This window comes from Catellatospora aurea (assembly GCF_042663325.1).
Lineage (GTDB): Bacteria > Actinomycetota > Actinomycetes > Mycobacteriales > Micromonosporaceae > Catellatospora > Catellatospora aurea.
Genome location: NZ_JBHTAC010000016.1, coordinates 1 through 16,430, shown reverse-complemented (window position 1 = coordinate 16,430; position 16,430 = coordinate 1). Strand labels below are relative to the sequence as shown.

Sequence of the window (16,430 nt, the reverse complement as noted above, 5' to 3'; positions counted from 1 at the left end):
CGAGACCATCGGCACGTCGGCGTGCCGGCCGACGAACGCGCAACGGTTGTCACAGGGCGTTTCGACCCGTGCCGTACGCTCGCCGATACCGCGCATCGTGTCCTATCGCGGTACAGGCGATGTACAAAGCGGACCGTAGTCGCCTGAGCACGTTTCGTTGTCGGGATCGTGGTCGGGGAAGGCGAGACGGCAGTGGAGTTCCAGACGCTGGGACCCCTTCAGGCGGTACACGACGGACAGCCGGCCTACCTGCCCACGGGCCACAAGCCGCGGCTGGCGCTCGCCGTCCTGCTGGCCCGCCTGGGCCGGCCAGCGCCCATGGACGTGCTCGTCGAGGCGCTGTGGGCCGACCAGCCCCCGGCCTCGGCCCGGCGCAACGTCCACCAGTACATCAGCCAGCTGCGCGGGGCCCTCGGCACCGAGCGGATCCAGAACGCCGCCGACGGTTACACGGTGCCCGCGGGCGAGTCGCTCGACGCGGCCCGGTTCGGCGAGCTGAGCGCCGCGGCGGCCGCGGCCCTGGACGGCGGTGACGTCGAGGCGGCCGCCCGGAACTGGCGCACCGCCCTGGACCTGTGGCGCGGCCCGGCGTACGCGGAGTTCACCGCGTACCCGCCGCTGGCCGACGAGGCGCTGCGCCTGGACCAGCAACGGCTCGCCGCGTACGAGGGCTGGGCCGAGGCCGAGCTGGCCCTGGGCCGGCACCGGCAGGTCGCGGAGACGCTGGAGACGCTCGTGGCCGAGCAGCCGTTCCGCGAGTTCTTCCGCGGTTGCCTGATGCTGGCCCGTTACCGCAGCGGGCGGCGGGCCGAGGCCCTGGACCTGTTCCGTGACACCCGCACGCTGCTGCGCGACGAACTCGGGCTGGAGCCCGGCCCGCAGCTGCGGGCGCTGCACGAGGCGATCCTGCGCGACGACGAGCGGCTGACCCGCCCCGGCCGGTACGACTTCACGCCCGAAGCGCCCGCGGCCGAGCCGGTGACCGTGCCCCGGCAACTGCCCGCCGACGTGGCCGGCTTCACCGGCCGCGACGCGGCGCTGCGGGAGCTGGACCGGATGCGCGACCGGGAGACCGGCCCGGCCCGGGTCGCGGTCATCACCGGCAGCGCGGGAATCGGCAAGTCCTCGCTCGCGGTGCACTGGGCGCACCGCTCCGCCGAGCGTTTCCCCGACGGGCAGCTCCATGTCAACCTCCACGGCTTCGACGCGTCCGGCCCGCCGACCAACCCTTCGCAGGCTGTCCGCGGCTTCCTCGACGCGCTGGGCGTGCCGTCCGCGCGGGTGCCCGCAGACCTCGCCGAGCAGGCCGCTCTCTACCGCAGCCTGCTGGCCGGGCGGCGCATGCTGCTGGTGCTGGACAACGCCCGCGACGCCGACCAGGTGCGTCCGCTGCTGCCCGGCACGGCCGGGTGCATGGTGCTGGTAACCAGTCGCAACCAGCTGTCCGGCCTGGTCGCGGCCGAGGGCGCCCGGCCGCTGTCGCTGGCCGTGTTCACCGCCGCCGAGGCGCGGCAGCTGATCACCCATCGGCTCGGCGGCACCGCGGTCGAGCGGGAGCCCCGCGCCGTGCGCGACGTCATCGCCCGCTGCGGCGGGCTGCCCCTGGCCCTGGCGATCGTGGCGGCCCGCGCCGCCGTCGGCTCGGCGCTGCCGCTGGCCGCGCTGGCGGGGGAACTGGCCGACGGGCGCGACAACCTGGACGCGTTCAGCGGCGACGACGCGGCCACCGACCTGCGCGCGGTGTTCTCCTGGTCGTATCGCCAGCTCAGCGACGGCGGCGCGCGGATGTTCCGGCTGCTCGGGCTGCATCCGGGGCCGGACGTCTCGCTCGCGGCGGCGGCCAGCACGGCCGGGCTGACCGTGCGGCAGGCACGCCCGCTGCTGGCCGAGCTGACTCGCGCGCACCTGGCCGTCGAGCACGGCCCGGGGCGGTTCCTGCTGCACGACCTGATGCGGGCGTACGCCGCCGAACTGGTCGCCGAGGCCGACCCCGAGCCGGACCGCTTCACCGCGCTGCGCCGCGCGTACGACCACTACCTGCACACCGCCAACAGCGCGACGCTGATGGTCTACCCGCACCGGCACCGCATCGCGATCCTGCCCTGCGACGAGCAGGTGACACCGGAGGTGCATGCCGACCGCGACGCGGCCTACGCCTGGTTCGCCGCCGAGCACGCGGTGCTGCTGGCCGTCATCCGGCAGGCCTACGAGCTGGGCTGCGACGGGCACACCTGGCAGCTGGCCTGGACGCTGATCACCTACTTCGACCGGCAGGGCCACTGGCTGGACCAGGCGGCCACCCAGCGCACCGCGCTCGACGCGGCGCTGCGCTCGGGTGACGTGACCGGCCAGGCCCACGTCTACCACGGGCTCGGCGTCTCCAGCACCTGGCTGGAACGCTACGACGAGGCCCAGCAGCACTACGACAGCGCCATGGCGCTGTTCGCCCAGGCCGGCGACGCGGCCAGCCAGGCCAACACCTTGCTCGCGCTGACCTGGCTCGGCGAGCGCACCAGCCGCTACGCCGACGCCTACAGCTACGCCGAGCGGGCCTACCAGCTGCACCGGGCCACCGGGGACCGGTCGGGGCAGGCCAAGGCGCTGAACACGATGGGCTGGTTCCAGACCCTGCGCGGCGACCACGCGGCGGCGATCACGGCCTGCGCGGAGGCGCTCGCCCTGCACGAGGAGGTCGGCGACCTGGCCGGGCAGTGGGAGACCTGGGACAGCCTCGGCCACGCCCACCTGCACCTCGGCAACCACGAGCAGGCCGTGCTCGGTTTCGGCAACGCGCTGGTCCTGGTCCGCCAGACCCGCGACCGGTACTGGGAGGCGTTCATCCTCGACCACCTCGCCGACGCGCACGAGGCGCTCGGCGACGCGGACACGGCCGACGGGCTGTGGCGGGACGCGCTGCGCATCATGGAGGAGCTGGCCCATCCCGACGCCGAACGCATCCGGGCCAAGCTCCGGCCGCTCGACTCCGACCCGGCACCGGCCTGAACGCCGTCGGGGCCGCCGCCCGGATCCGGGTGGCGGGCCCGACGGTTCAGCGCTGTTACCGGGTGGACACCCGCTCGTCCGACTCGGCCTCGGCGGCGTCGCGGGCGAGCTTGGCGTCGCGGGCCGCCCGAGCGGCCTCGACCTCGCGTTCGGCGTCGGCCGCACCCGCCTCGGCGGCGCGCTGGGCGGCCAGTTCCGTGGCGATGGTGTCGTGCTTGCGCTTCAGGGCGAGGTTCTCGGCGCGCTGCGCCTGCAGTTCCCGGCGGGCCGCCATCCGCCGGCGGGCGCGCCGACCGGCCCCGCCGAAGAGCATGAACAGCCCGACGAGCAGCAGCGCACCGGCGGCCGCGCCGATGAGGAAGACCTCACCGACCGAGAGTGTGGCGTCGTAGCCGAACAGCTCGACCGAGCCCACCGACGCGGTGAACAGGCCGTCATTGTCCATGAAGGCCACGAGCGCCAGTCCGGCCAGGCCGAGGACCAGCAGCAATCCGAGCAGCATCATCGTTGTCCTCCTGCGTGCCGACAGCGGTGTTGATTCGTGGTGACGGGCAGCGGATACCCGCCGGACACGGCCGTAAACCGCCGCGGAAACGAAGGATCCCCGCCGACCACGGGGGAAGTCGGCGGGGAACGCCTATGACGATACTCCTCCGGACCCGGGCCGGATAGTCCACGGTACGAAGCAATTCGTTCCGATCTCCACCGTCGTGATCGGATAGGTCGTCAGCGACCCGCGAACAGGCGTCCCACCAGGGACGATGCCAGATCGTCGTCCAGGGTCCAGGGCCGGAAGAGCACTCGATAGACGATCGGCGCGATGACATGGTCGATCACGTCTGCCACGGGCACGCCGCCGCCGGCCCGCTCGATCAGCAGGGTCGCTTCGGCGCGGCGGTTGCGCAGGCAGTCCGAGTCGCCCGCCCCGGCCCCGGCCGCCCCACCCCGCAGCAGTGCCGCGGCGGCCGGCTGCCGGAAGTGCTCGATGATCTCCTGCGCCCAGCGGGTCAGGTCCTCGCGCAGGTCACCCGTGTCGGGCAGGGGCCGGTCCGGCGAGATCCGGTACGTCGCGAGGTCGTTGATCATCGACGGCGCGTCGCCCCAGCGGCGGTAGATGCTGGTCGGGTTGACCCCGGCCCGCTCGGCGACCATCGGAATGGTCACCTGGGCGCTGCCGCGCTCCTGCACCAGTTCCTCGACCGCGGAGCGCACCGCGGCCAGCACGGCGGCGCTGCGGCCGCCGGTGCGCCGGGCGGGGCTGGGTGTGGCAGACATGACTCCCACTCTAACGCAGAAATATTTGCTTTAACTTTCGCGCTGAGGCTACGGTCGCCTACGACACTAAACGCAATGATCTTTGCTTTAGGGAGCGCACGTCATGACCATCGCCGAGCGGGCCACTCCTTATATACCCCGCCATTCCGCCCGGACCGCCCGGCGGCCGCTGTCGCCGACCGTCGCCTTCGCCGGCGCGGCGCTCGCCTTCGGGTCGCTCTATCTGGCGGCCGGTGCGCCCACCCCGCTGCTCGTCCTGTTTCAGCGGCAATGGGGCTTCGCGCCGTCCATGCTCACCGTCGCCTTCGCCGCGTACGCCTTCGCGCTGCTCGCCGCGCTGCTGGTGGCCGGCTCGCTGTCGGACCACCTCGGCCGGCGGCCGGTGCTGATCGGCGCGCTGCTGGTGGAGCTGGTCTCCATGCTGATGTTCGTGTTCGCGCCGAACCTCGGCTGGGTCATCGCCGCCCGCGTCGTGCAGGGCCTGGCCACCGGCGCGGCCAGCAGCGCGTTCACCGCGTCGCTGCTGGAACTGGCCCCGCCGCGGTATCGCCGCTGGGGTTCGCTGATCGGCAGCGTCGCCCCGGCCGGCGGCCTCGGCCTGGGGGCGCTGCTCACCGGCGTCGCGGTCCAGTTCACCCACTCCGCCAACGTGATCGTGTTCAGCACGCTGACCGTGATCATGGCGATCGGCGCGGTGGTGCTCTACCTATCCGCCGAGACGTCCGCGCGACGGCCCGGCGCGCTGGGCTCGCTCGTGCCGCGGGTCACCGTGCCGCACCCGGCCCGCCGCGAGTTCGCCGCCGCCGTGCCCGTGCACCTGTCGGCTTGGATGATGGCCGGCCTGTTCATGGGCCTCGGGCCGACCATCGTGCGCGGCGTCTTCCACCTCGACAGCGGCCTGCTCAACGGCGCGACCGCGTTCCTGGCCCCGGGCGCGGCCGCGGTCGCGGGCATCATGACCGGCCGCTTCCACGGCCGCCGCGCCACGGTGCTGGGCAGCGCCGGACTGCTCACCGGCACGGTGGTCGTCGCGGCCGGCATCGCCGCCGGCCTGCTGCCCGTGGTCTGGCTCGGCGCGATCGTCAGCGGCCTCGGCTTCGGCGCGTCGTTCGGCGGAGCGCTGCGCCTGGTCGCCCCCCACGCCCAGCCGCACCAGCGGGGCGGCCTGTTCGCCGCCGTCTTCCTGGTCGCCTACCTGTCCTTCGGCCTGCCGCTGATCATCGCCGGCCAGAGCGTCGCCTCCGTCGGCCTGCTCCCCACCGTGCTCACCTACAGCGCCATCGCCGTCCTGATCGCCGCCACAGGCCTGCTCACCCAGCTCCGCCTGCGCCGCAGCGACCCCGTCCTGGCCTGACGGTTTCGGGCCTGCAGTTTCCTGGAAACTGCAGGCCGACCACGAAAGGGACGCACCAGGGCACCGACGAATCGGTTGCGGTGCAAGCGGAAGCGGGTTGTCGCCGTCGCGCGGGAAGGGCCGGGAGCGTCTACAGTTGGCCGCCATGACCTCCCAGGCGGACGCGGCGGCGGGCACGGAGCGAGTACGCCGCTACTACGACAACAACGCCGCCGCTTTCGAGCGGCTCGGGCAGGGCGGCGCGTCCATCCACCGCGCCGTCTGGGGTCCCGGCGTGGCGACCCGCGCACAGGCCTTCCACCACGTGGACGAACTGCTGCTCGACACGCTGCCGCCGGAACTGGCGCGACCGTCCGTAGTGGACCTGGGCTGCGGGCTCGGCGCGAGCCTGCTCTACCTGGCGGCACAGACCGACCTGACCGGCGAGGGCATCACCATTAGCTCCGCGCAGGCGGCGCGAGCGGCCGAGCTGATCGCCGAGGCCGGGATGGCCGACCGGGTCCGCTGCCGCGAGGGCGACTTCCTCGCGGTGCCCGACGACCTGACCGGGACCGCCGACCTGGCCTTCTCCATCGAGGCCTTCATCCACAGCCCCGACGCCGACGGCTACTTCCGCGAGGCGGCCCGCACCCTGCGCCCCGGCGGCAGGCTGGTGCTCTGCGACGACTTCCTCACCTCCGCCGCCACGCCCGACTCGCCGAAGGCCGCCCAGCGGATGGAAGAGTTCCGCGCCGGCTGGCACGTCGGCTCGCTGCTGACGGTCGGCCAGGTGCGCACCACGGCCGCCGCGCACGGCCTGGAACTGGTCCGCGACCTCGACCTGACCCCGTACCTCGAACTGCGCCGCCCGCGTGACCGCTGGATCAGCGCGCTGCTGGCCGCGGGCCGCGTGTTCCGCCCGACCGGCCTGTACTGGCAGTCGCTGGTCGGCGGCGACGCGCTGCAGTGGGCGCTCATCCACGACCTGCTCAGCTACCGCTTCCTCGAACTGCGCCGCCGCTGACCGCGGTGACCCGCCGCATCGCGGATCCGGGGCCCGGAAAGCCGTCGGGCTCCGGCCGTGATTTCAGGCGTCGACGTTGAGCCGGACGGTCACCGTGTCACCGGCGTCGAGCTTCTCGGCCCGGCGCACCACCGCCTTGACGGGCACGATGTAGCGCCCGTCCTTGGGGAACAGCGAGGTGGTCCAGCCGGTCGTGCCGATCCGGGCGGTCACCGGGATCATGCCCCAGCCGTAGCTGACCTGCGCCGACGCGTCTTCGAGCGCCGGGCAGTGCTCGTCGGGCACGGTCACGAAGTACCAGGGGGCCGGGCCTCTCCAGAACCAGATCTCGCCGCTGAACTCCAGGTCCATCGCGCCAGGATAGCCAGCCCCACCGACACCGCGGTCAGGACGAGGGTCCCCGGGGGACCTTGCCGCGGTTCCGCGATCCGCCGGCGGCGGCGGGTTCGTGCCGGATCGACGGCTGCGCGTGCTCGCCCCCGGCAGGAGCCTGACCGCCCTTCTTGCGGGACCCCCGGGCACGGCCGTTCGCCTTCCCGCCAGGGGCGGGAGCAGCGGACGCTGCCGCAGCGGCGGACGGGGCTGGCGCGGCGGACGCTGCCGCGGCGGCGGCCGGGGCGGGCGCGGCAGGCGGCGCTGGCGTCGGCTCCACGGGCCGCACGGGCGGCGCCGTCTCCGCAAGCCGCTGCGGTGCCGGCGTTTCCACCGGCTCGGCGGCCCGCACCGGCGGTGGTTCCACCGGCTCGGCCGGCGGCAGCGGGCCCCGGTTGATCCGGCCGTCGCCGTCGATGAGCCACTGCTCGGACGGGAAGGCGTCGCCGCGCACCCGGGCCGCGAGCCAGTCGGCCATCAGGCCTGACGGGGACGGTCCCCGGCGCGCCGACGGCACACCGCCGATGTGGTGGGGCGAGTCCTGGTAGACCACCAGCTGCCGGGGACCCTGCATCGCGTCGAGCAGGGCACGGGTCCACTCGATCGGGCTGAGTTCGTCGTCCTCGCCGACGACGGCGAGGTACGGCATCCGGATCCGCTCGGCGCGCCCTCGCAAGGTCAGCGTACGGGCGAACCGGTCGAACTCGGCCTCGTCGGTGTGCCCGGTCATGTACATGAAGCGCATCTTGTAGGCCGGGGACGCCTGCTCGAACACGGTCGTCCAGCCTGGTTCGTGGCAGACCTCGGTGACGGCGCACGCTCGGATCCGGGGCTCGTGGGCGGCCACGACGGTCGCCGCGAACGAGCCGAAGCCGCTGCCCGCGAGCACGACCTGTTCCGGGTCGAGTTCGGGCCGCCCGGCCAGCCAGTCCAGGCAGGCCGGGCCGACCTGCGCCCAGGCGGGCATGCTGAAGTGGGTGCCGAGCAGCGCGCACTCGTACTGGCCCGGCCCCTCCAGCGCGAGCACGGCGAAGCCGCGGCTCAGGAAGCGGTCGCCGTACAGCGCGACCGTCGCCTCCTTGGCGCTGTCCAGGTCCGGCACCACGACGGCGACCGGGAGGCGGCCGCCGGTGTATCCGGCCGGCAGATGCAACCAGGCCGGCAGCGAACCGCGGTGGGTTCCGGGAAACGGCACCGACACCGCTTCGACGTGGTGGTCGGCGAGCGCGGCGTAGCGGGCGTAGCAGGCGCGTTTGCGCTCGTGGTGGCCCCGGCCGGCGGCGTCGTCGGCGTGGCCCGGCCACTGCGCCGCGCTCCATTGCACCGCTGCCATGAAGTAGTTCTCCCGCGCGGTGACCAGGTCGCCCATGGCCTCGGCGGTGCGGGCGCGATCCTCGCGGTGGCGGGCGGTCGCGGCGAACGCGGGCGCGATGGCGTCGTAGGTGCGCGCGTTGCGGCGTACGGCGGCGAAGTCGGCCGCGGCGTCCGTGCCGCAGGCGGCGTTCCAGTGCACCGAGCGGGGGTGGTCCCAGTCGACCCCGTGCTCGGCGATCGCGGCCGCCCACCGCTGCTGTTCCGCGACCCAGCGCCTGACCCGCGGTGTCGTGCCGCCGGCGGGTGCGAGCTGATCCACGGTACTGCCGGCCGCCCTGGTCTGGTCGGCGAGAATCCTGTCCATCCCGGCTCCTCTCCTTGCGACCACCCTGCCCTGACTCGGCCACGGAAGTGACCGATTCGGTCATATCTGCCGCAAATCGGCACAACAAGGTGGCGCTCGGCGGTCCGGCTCCGGTCAGGCAGGCGCGTCGACCGGGTCGCGGAAGTCCCGGAAGGTGAACGCGTCCGGGCCGGGGCCGTGCTCGTTGAGCAGCGCCAGGCGCGCCATACCCTCCGCGGCGGTCGGCAGGCGCCCGTCCGGAACCCACCACATCACACTGTGGATCTCCACCGCCCGCTGGAACCACTCCCGCCGCCGCTGCAGTACGGCCAGGTGACGGGACCGGTACACGTAGTCCCACAGGTCCTGCCGGGTGCGCCAGACCGACATGTTGATCAGGAGGTCGTCGCCGAAGTCGTGCCGGTAGGCCACCGCCGAGTCGGTCTCGGCGTCCTTGAGCCGCCACACGAACCCGGGCGCGGCGTCGGCCAGCGCGTTGATCGGTTCGAGGAGCGCGACGAACTCGGCCACTTCCGGGGCGTCGAGCGGGGCCACCAGGCGCCCGACGTTGAGCTGCGCGAGATGCATGGATCGAGCAGACCACCCCGCCGCTTCTATGTCAACGAAAATTGTTTTTAGAGAACGATACGCAGCACTCCCCCGGTCGCGGGTCCAGCTCCACATCGGCGTCCTCACCCGCGATCCCCTTGCACAACGCCAGGTTCATCGCGCACACGAGCAGCGGCTCCGCCTCGGCGACCTGCCGGAAAGGACAGTTGCGCAGGCGCACCCGGTCGCCGTCGGCATAGGGCTCGTAGCCGCGTTCGCGCAGCGTCGCCAGCCAACCGCCGGGCTCGTGCAGCCGCTCGCCCGCGGCCGCTGCCACCGACACCGCGCGGTCGTCCGCGGCCAGGTCGTGGACCACCTCGGCGAGCAGCGCCGCCAGCTGCTCGTAGTCACGGTGCGGCAGCGTGACCTTGCGCGCGGCGCTCGCTCGGCGATACACCTTGGCCGGACGCCCGCCGCCCGGACCGGGCCTGGCCTCGGTCAGCCGCATGAAGTCGCTCTCCAGCAGACCCGCCTCGGCGAGCTTGTCCAGGTGGAAGGCCGCGAGGGTACGCGACACCCCGGCCTCCTGGGCCGCCTCGTTGCGCCCGACGGCCCGGCCCTGGGCGACGACATAGTCGTAGAGCGCCCGGCGCACCGGGTCGTGCAGCGCGGCCACCGCGCCGAGATCGTCGGTCACCCCACGAGTGTGCCTCCCACCAGGCAGCGGGCCGATCGCGGGTGCTCCGGGGGTCGGCGCACCCCCACGACGAGCGGCGGTGACGCTGATCTGATGTGGACCCGCTGCGTGGAACACCGTTGCGCGCCCGTGTGAGACTCCTGGGGTGACGCTGCCTCCACCGCAGAATCCCCCCGGTTACCCCGGCGCCGCCCCCTGGCAGCCCGGCCCGCCGCCACCGCCGAAGAAGAACAACACGCCCCTGATCATCGGCTTGATCATCGGCGTGGTGGTGCTGTGCGTGGTCGGGCTCTGCGGCGGTGGCGTGGTGTACAACCTCGTCAACGACGACAGCCCGTCGCCGTCGCCGACGGCGCAGCGGACCGCCCGCCCGTCCCCGTCCGACCTGTACTCGCCGCCCGAGCCGATCCCGACGACGGAAGCCGCGCTGCCCGCGCCCGCCGCCGTCGGCGACTGCATCACCGTCGACAAGACCGGCGACTTCCTGGGGCTCGGCAACTGCAACGGCACCCGCGGCACCTACCGGGTGCTGTCCGTCGACCGCGCGCAGGGCACCTGCGCCGATCCCGACGGGCCCTGGATCACCACCGACGGCTACCGGCTCTGCCTGGAGCTGTACCTGGTGCGCAACTACTGCTACATCCTGCCGACGGACACCGAATTCGCGGTCGCCGCACCGAAGTGCAAGGCCAAGGGCACGGTGCACATCGTCGACATCGTGCGCGGCGGGGCCAACGGCGACAAGTGCACCAACGACTACAAGTGGAACCACTGGTACCGGTTCCTGCACCCGACGGTCGTCTACTGCGTCATGAAGTACTGACCTCCGACAGCGACGAAGCCCGCCGGTGACGTACACCGGCGGGCTTCGTCGTCACCAGGATCAGGCGAGGTCGTACCGGCCCAGGTTCATGACCTTGACCCACGCCGCGACGAAGTCGCGCACGAACTTCTCCTTCGCGTCGTCGCTGGCGTAGACCTCGGCCAGCGCCCGCAGCTCGGAGTTCGAGCCGAAGACGAGGTCGGCGCGGCTGCCGGTCCACCTGACCGCACCGGTGGCGAGGTCGCGGCCCTCGAAGGTCTCGGCGTCGGCCGACGTCGCCTTCCACGCGGTGCCCAGGTCGAGCAGGTTGGCGAAGAAGTCGTTGGTCAGCGACCCGGGGGTGTCGGTGAACACGCCGACCGTGGACTGCTTGGTGTTCGCGCCGAGCACCCGCAGACCGCCGACCAGCACGGTCATCTCGGGCGCGCTCAGGGTGAGCAGGTTGGCCCGGTCGAGCAGCAGGTACTCGGCCGGCAGGCGGTTGCCCTTGCCGAGGTGGTTGCGGAAGCCGTCGGTGGTCGGCTCCAGCGCGGCGAACGACTCCGCGTCGGTCTGCTCGGCCGACGCGTCGGTGCGGCCCGGCGTGAAGGGCACCTCGACCGGGTGGCCGCCGGTCGCGGCGGCCTGCTCGACGGCGGCGGACCCGGCCAGCACGATCAGGTCGGCCAGCGACACCTTCTTGCCGCCGGTCTGGGCGGCGTTGAACGCGGCCTGCACACCCTCCAGGGTGTGCAGCACGCGGGCCAGCTGGTCGGGGTCGTTGACCTCCCAGCCGCTCTGCGGCTGCAAACGGATGCGGGCGCCGTTCGCGCCGCCGCGCTTGTCGCTGCCACGGAACGTCGACGCCGACGCCCACGCGACCGAGACCAGCTCCGACACCGACAGCCCCGACGCGAGCACCTGCGCCTTGAGGGCGGCGACGTCGGCGGCGTCGACCAGCTCGTGGTCCACCGTCGGCACCCGGTCCTGCCAGATCAGCGCCTCGGCCGGGACCTCCGGGCCGAGGTAGCGGTCGATCGGGCCCATGTCGCGGTGGGTCAGCTTGAACCAGGCACGGGCGAACGCGTCCGCGAACGCGGCCGGGTCGTCCTTGAAGCGGCGCGCGATCGGCTCGTACACCGGGTCGAAGCGCAGCGACAGGTCGGTGGTCAGCATGATCGGGGGGTGGCTCCTGGCCGGGTCGTGCGCGTCGGGCACGGTGCCCGCGCCCGCGCCGTCCTTCGGCTTCCACTGCTGCGCGCCCGCCGGGCTGCGGAACAGCTCCCACTCGTACCCGAACAGGATCTCGAAGAAGCTGTTGTCCCAAGCGATCGGCGTGTTCGTCCAGGCGCCTTCCAGGCCGCTGGTGATGGTGTCGCCGCCCTTGCCGCTGCCGAGGCTGTTCTTCCAGCCCAGGCCCTGCTCCTCCAGCGTCGCGCCCTCCGGCTCCGGACCGACGTGGTCGGTGGTGCCGGCGCCGTGGGCCTTGCCGAAGGTGTGGCCGCCGGCGATCAGCGCGACGGTCTCCTCGTCGTTCATGGCCATGCGGCCGAAGGTCTCGCGGATGTCGCGGGCCGCGGCGATCGGGTCCGGGTTGCCGTTCGGGCCCTCCGGGTTGACGTAGATGAGGCCCATCTGCACGGCGGCCAGCGGGTTCTCCAGCTCGCGGTCACCGGTGTAGCGCTGGTCGCCGAGCCAGGTGGTCTCCGGGCCCCAGTAGACGTCGGCGTCGGGCTCCCAGACGTCGGGGCGGCCGCCGGCGAAGCCGAAGGTCTGGAAACCCATCGTCTCCAGCGCGACGTTGCCGGTCAGGATCATCAGGTCGGCCCAGGAGATGGCCTGGCCGTACTTCTTCTTGACCGGCCACAGCAGGCGGCGGGCCTTGTCCAGGTTGCCGTTGTCCGGCCAGCTGTTCAGCGGGGCGAACCGCTGCATGCCCGCGCCGGCGCCACCGCGGCCGTCGCTGATGCGGTACGTGCCCGCGCTGTGCCACGCCATGCGGATCATGAACGGGCCGTAGTGCCCGTAGTCGGCCGGCCACCAGTCCTGCGAGGTCGTCAGCACCTCGGCGATGTCCCGCTTCACGGCGGCGAGGTCGAGGCCCGCGAACGCCTCGGCGTAGTCGAAGTCCTCGCCCAGCGGGTTGGCCACGGCCGGGTTCTTGGCCAGGATCTTCAGGTTCAGCTGGTTGGGCCACCAGCCGCGGTTGCCGTCACCCTGGGTCGGGTGGGGCGCGCGTCCGTGCGCCACCGGGCAGCGCGACTCGGCGCCGGCCTCGGCGTCGTGGACGACGGCATCGTGGTTCTCAGACATCGGATTCCTTCCGTGACTTGCGGGGGATCGGGTGGATCAGGAACTGCCTGCGGTGGAACAGCCGGGGCAGCGGCCCCAGTAGACGACCTCGGCCTCGTCGATCGCGAAACCGTCGCCGCCGGACGCGGTCAGGCAGGGCGCGTCGCCGACGGCGCACTCGACGTCGGCGATGAGCCCGCAGGACCGGCAGACCATGTGGTGGTGGTTGTCCCCGACCCGCGCCTCGTAGCGAGGCACCGAGCCGGCGGGCTGGATCCGCCGCACCAGGCCCGCGGCGGTCAGGGCGCGCAGCGAGTCGTATACCGCCTGGTGCGAGACCTCGCCGCGCAGCGCGCCGACGATCGAGTCCGTGTCGGCGTGCGGATGCGCGGACACCGCGCGCAGCACCGCCGTTCGGGGACGGGTCACCCGCAACGCGGCTCCGCGCAGCAACTGCTCGAAGTCCGGGGCCGTCACCACGCCCCGTAGTCTGCTGCCTTTTCTGGAATGAGTCAAGAAAAAGAGTTGATCTCAGGGCAGCATGAATCCGGGCACGCCTCGGCGGGCAGCACAGGCCGAAGGCGAGACCACAGCAGGTCGGCAGGAGGACATGGCGCACACGCGCGTCACCGCCGAGCAGGCGCCAGGACACCGGGCCGGGTCCGGCATGTGCGGTATGGCCGCAGGGCGGCAGATCCGCGGCAGCATGGAAACGGAGCGGGCGACATCGACATCGCGGCATCGCCGCGCGATCGCACACGGCACCGCGGCGATGATGGGAACAGGGTCGGTCAGACGGGAGGGGCGGGACGGCTCAGCAACGGGCGAGTAGCGGGGCGACGCCACCTCGCCGGTTCTGATTGATGTTAATCGATACAAATGCTCCTGTTCGCAGACGACGCGTCTTCCAGGTGTCCGGGTATCGACGGGGGCCGGCCGGGCAGGTCCGGCCCCATCGATAAACGACGACATTGCCAGATTGTTTCGCCGCTATCAAGGGGCAGCCGCCAACCCGGTTCGCCGACCCTTGGGATGCCGGCGAAACAACTGCTGATCAAGGCGTATCCCCTGGCAGATACCATCAGGGAAAGGTGAGTGCCAGTGCGGTCCGCGATGGTGCGACCCTCCAAGCAGGACTTGGATAACGCTTTTTCGGACACGATTTCGATACGTCTGGCGGGCGATTCTCAGCGCGGATAAGTGTTATGCAACGCACGGTGCGGCGGTCGCGAGGCGACGACGGCGGCCGACCGGCACGGCGGGACCTCTCCCACCGCGTCTTGACGCGGCACCCGCGACTCCGTCAGAGTCAACCACCCGATCCACCGACGACAGCGATGCGGAGAATGCCACCCAACAGCTCGACCGAGACCGCGCTCGTCGTCGCAGCGCAGGCCGGTGACCGCCGGGCACTCGACACCCTGATCGAGGCGTACCTCCCGTTCGTCTACACCATCGCGCGCAGAGCCCTCGACACCGAGGACGACGCCGACGACGTGGTGCAGGACTCCATGCTGCGCGCCGTGCGCGAACTACGGGACCTGCGCGCGCCGGACCGCTTCCGGGCGTGGCTGGGCGCGATCGCGGTCCGGCAGGTCAGCACCCACCTGCACCGCAGGCGGGCCGCCGAACGGCACACCGGCGACCTGGCCGACCTGGTGGGCACACCCGACGCGGGCGCGCGCTTCGAAGGACTGACGGCGCTGCGGCTGAACGTCTCCGAGCAGCGCCGCCAGGCGGCCCGCGCCGCGAACTGGCTCGACTCCGACGACCGGGTGCTGCTGTCGCTGTGGTGGCTGGAGGTCGCCGGCCACCTGTCGCGCACCGAGCTGGCCGAGGCGATCGGGGTCAGCGTCGCCCACGCCGGCGTACGCGTCCAGCGCATGCGCCGGCAGTTCGACGGCTGCCGCGCCGTGGTGGCGGCCCTCGACGCGCGACCGCGCTGCGGCGAGCTGGAGGGCGTCGTGGCGGGCTGGGACGGCGTGCCCGGCGGGACCTGGCGCAAGCGGCTGACCCGGCACGTCCAGGCATGCGCCGTCTGCGCTCCCGGGGCCGAGGCGATGCCCGCGGCCGAGCAGCTGCTCATCGGGCTCGCACTGCTGCCCGCCCCCCTCGCGCTCACCGCCGCGGTCATCGGCAAGAGCGGGCTGGCGACCGCGACCTCCGCGTCCGCACTGGCCGCAGCCGCCAAGACCGGCGTCGTCAGCCAGCTGGCCAAGGCACTGGCGGCTCATCCGATCGCGGCGCTCGCCGTGACGGGCACCGTGGTCGCGGGAAGCGCCGCCGCCGTCATCAGCTGGCCCGAGACCCCGCCGCCGCGGCCTCCGGCGATCGCGGCGCCCGCGCCCTCGGCCGTCGCGCTCCCGCCGAGTCCGTCTCCCCGCCGCGCCGCCCCGAGCCCCGGTCCCGTCGCACCGAGCCCGGCGCGCAGCCCGGCGCGGCAGCTCGCGGTCGGGCCGACCTCCCTGGAGGCCGGCGACGGCACCGGGCTGTACGTCACGACCACCGCGGCGCTCGGCGTCCTGGCCCCGCTGTCCGGCGCGAGCAGCGCGTCGGCTCGCCAGCAGGCCACCTTCCGGGTCGTGGCCGGCATCGCCGACCCGAAGTGCTTCTCCTTCCGCAGCCCGGACGGCCGCTACCTGCGCCACTCGTCGTGGCGGGTGCGGCTGCACGCCGACGACGGCACGGCACTGTTCAAGGGGGATGCCACCTTCTGCGTCCGGCCCGGTTCGTCGGCCGCGACGATCCTGCTCGAATCGTCGAACTACCCCGGCTGGTTCCTGCACCGGCGGGGCAGCGAGCTGTGGGTCGACCAGTCCGACGGCAGCGCCGTCTTCCGCTCGGACAGTTCGTTCCGGATCCGGCCACCGCTGGCGGCGTAGTGCCCCGTGCGCGGAGCGTGCCGGATGCCGCGCGGGTGACGGCGTTGACGTCGGCCGATGCCCGGCTCGCACGCTGGGCGTTCTCGAAACATTTTCGCCGGGGCTTGACGTCGCTGTTGTTATCGTTCACATTCGACTGACGGGACGGCTCACGAAACCAGCGTCACAGCGCCATCAGCACTATCCGGAGCAGGGCGACGTCTTCTAGGGACGTGCTCCACAGGACGCGTGTGACCGATAACCGAGTTCCCTGTTCTCACCGCAAGCGCATCCGTGGACGGCCGTACCCATCGGCCGGCCCGCGGCGCTGCGTCGTGCCCGCGGCCGGCCGACGGGCCGCACCCGACATCGAAGGAGGATGCCGTGACCGGCATCAGCACCATCCCACCAGCCGTCTCCCGGCGGCAAGCCTGGCGCGTGGCCCTGACCACCGTGGTGGTCACCGCCCTGGTCAGCGCCGGAATGATCGTCATGGCGAGCAACCGCGCCCAGGCCGCGACCGTGGACACCAGCGCCTGGTACATCCTGGTCAACCGCAACAGCG

The 16,430-nt window shown here is 72.7% G+C and carries 13 protein-coding genes and 1 pseudogene; 6 read left to right on the top strand and 8 right to left on the bottom strand.

What is annotated here, in order from left to right:
* Positions 1–192 precede the first annotated feature (192 nt).
* Positions 193–3,003, top strand: coding sequence for an AfsR/SARP family transcriptional regulator (locus ACFQO7_RS17505; protein ID WP_376807329.1), 2,811 nt, complete (start codon positions 193–195; stop codon positions 3,001–3,003).
* A gap of 55 nt (positions 3,004–3,058) precedes the next feature.
* Here the strand turns inward: ACFQO7_RS17505 and ACFQO7_RS17500 are convergent, their stop codons facing one another.
* On the bottom strand, positions 3,059–3,508 hold the full coding sequence (locus ACFQO7_RS17500) for a hypothetical protein (RefSeq protein ID WP_376807328.1): 450 nt from the start codon (positions 3,506–3,508) through the stop codon (positions 3,059–3,061).
* A gap of 221 nt (positions 3,509–3,729) precedes the next feature.
* Positions 3,730–4,278, bottom strand: a complete 549-nt coding sequence (locus ACFQO7_RS17495) for a TetR/AcrR family transcriptional regulator (RefSeq protein ID WP_376807327.1) — start codon at positions 4,276–4,278, stop codon at positions 3,730–3,732.
* Between the two features lie 103 nt (positions 4,279–4,381).
* Here ACFQO7_RS17495 and ACFQO7_RS17490 point away from each other — a divergent pair, with 103 nt between their 5' ends.
* Together ACFQO7_RS17490 and ACFQO7_RS17485 are read left to right on the top strand one after the other, a co-directional pair.
* A complete protein-coding gene (locus ACFQO7_RS17490; protein WP_376807326.1) occupies positions 4,382–5,632 on the top strand; it encodes an MFS transporter in 1,251 nt (416 codons plus the stop codon).
* 145 nt (positions 5,633–5,777) lie between these two features.
* Positions 5,778–6,635 (top strand): SAM-dependent methyltransferase, encoded by an 858-nt coding sequence (locus tag ACFQO7_RS17485; RefSeq protein ID WP_376807325.1) that lies wholly within the window; start codon positions 5,778–5,780, stop codon positions 6,633–6,635.
* Between the two features lie 63 nt (positions 6,636–6,698).
* Here the strand turns inward: ACFQO7_RS17485 and ACFQO7_RS17480 are convergent, their stop codons facing one another.
* From ACFQO7_RS17480 to ACFQO7_RS17465, 4 genes are all read right to left on the bottom strand, one after another.
* Positions 6,699–6,986, bottom strand: coding sequence for a DUF1905 domain-containing protein (locus ACFQO7_RS17480; RefSeq protein ID WP_376807324.1), 288 nt, complete (start codon positions 6,984–6,986; stop codon positions 6,699–6,701).
* Positions 6,987–7,020: 34 nt separating this feature from the next.
* Positions 7,021–8,685, bottom strand: coding sequence for a S9 family peptidase (locus ACFQO7_RS17475; protein ID WP_376807323.1), 1,665 nt, complete (start codon positions 8,683–8,685; stop codon positions 7,021–7,023).
* Between the two features lie 114 nt (positions 8,686–8,799).
* On the bottom strand, positions 8,800–9,252 hold the full coding sequence (locus ACFQO7_RS17470; RefSeq protein ID WP_376807322.1) for a DUF3291 domain-containing protein: 453 nt from the start codon (positions 9,250–9,252) through the stop codon (positions 8,800–8,802).
* A 31-nt stretch (positions 9,253–9,283) separates the two neighbouring features.
* Positions 9,284–9,910 (bottom strand): helix-turn-helix transcriptional regulator, encoded by a 627-nt coding sequence (locus tag ACFQO7_RS17465; protein WP_376807321.1) that lies wholly within the window; start codon positions 9,908–9,910, stop codon positions 9,284–9,286.
* A gap of 145 nt (positions 9,911–10,055) precedes the next feature.
* Between ACFQO7_RS17465 and ACFQO7_RS17460 the strand changes: the two genes are divergently transcribed.
* Positions 10,056–10,733 (top strand): hypothetical protein, encoded by a 678-nt coding sequence (locus tag ACFQO7_RS17460; RefSeq protein WP_376807320.1) that lies wholly within the window; start codon positions 10,056–10,058, stop codon positions 10,731–10,733.
* Between the two features lie 60 nt (positions 10,734–10,793).
* On the opposite strand, the gene katG is transcribed toward ACFQO7_RS17460, so the two are convergent.
* Positions 10,794–13,025: a catalase/peroxidase HPI gene (gene katG / locus ACFQO7_RS17455; protein WP_376807319.1), complete on the bottom strand. Its 2,232-nt coding sequence runs from the start codon at positions 13,023–13,025 to the stop codon at positions 10,794–10,796.
* 36 nt (positions 13,026–13,061) lie between these two features.
* On the bottom strand, positions 13,062–13,481 hold the full coding sequence (locus ACFQO7_RS17450; protein WP_465252386.1) for a Fur family transcriptional regulator: 420 nt from the start codon (positions 13,479–13,481) through the stop codon (positions 13,062–13,064).
* A gap of 869 nt (positions 13,482–14,350) precedes the next feature.
* On the opposite strand from ACFQO7_RS17450, the gene ACFQO7_RS17445 reads away from it, so the two are divergent.
* Together ACFQO7_RS17445 and ACFQO7_RS17440 are read left to right on the top strand one after the other, a co-directional pair.
* Positions 14,351–15,886, top strand: coding sequence for a sigma-70 family RNA polymerase sigma factor (locus tag ACFQO7_RS17445; RefSeq protein ID WP_376807317.1), 1,536 nt, complete (start codon positions 14,351–14,353; stop codon positions 15,884–15,886).
* A 363-nt stretch (positions 15,887–16,249) separates the two neighbouring features.
* Positions 16,250–16,430: pseudogene (locus tag ACFQO7_RS17440) on the top strand (non-reducing end alpha-L-arabinofuranosidase family hydrolase); the annotation flags it as partial.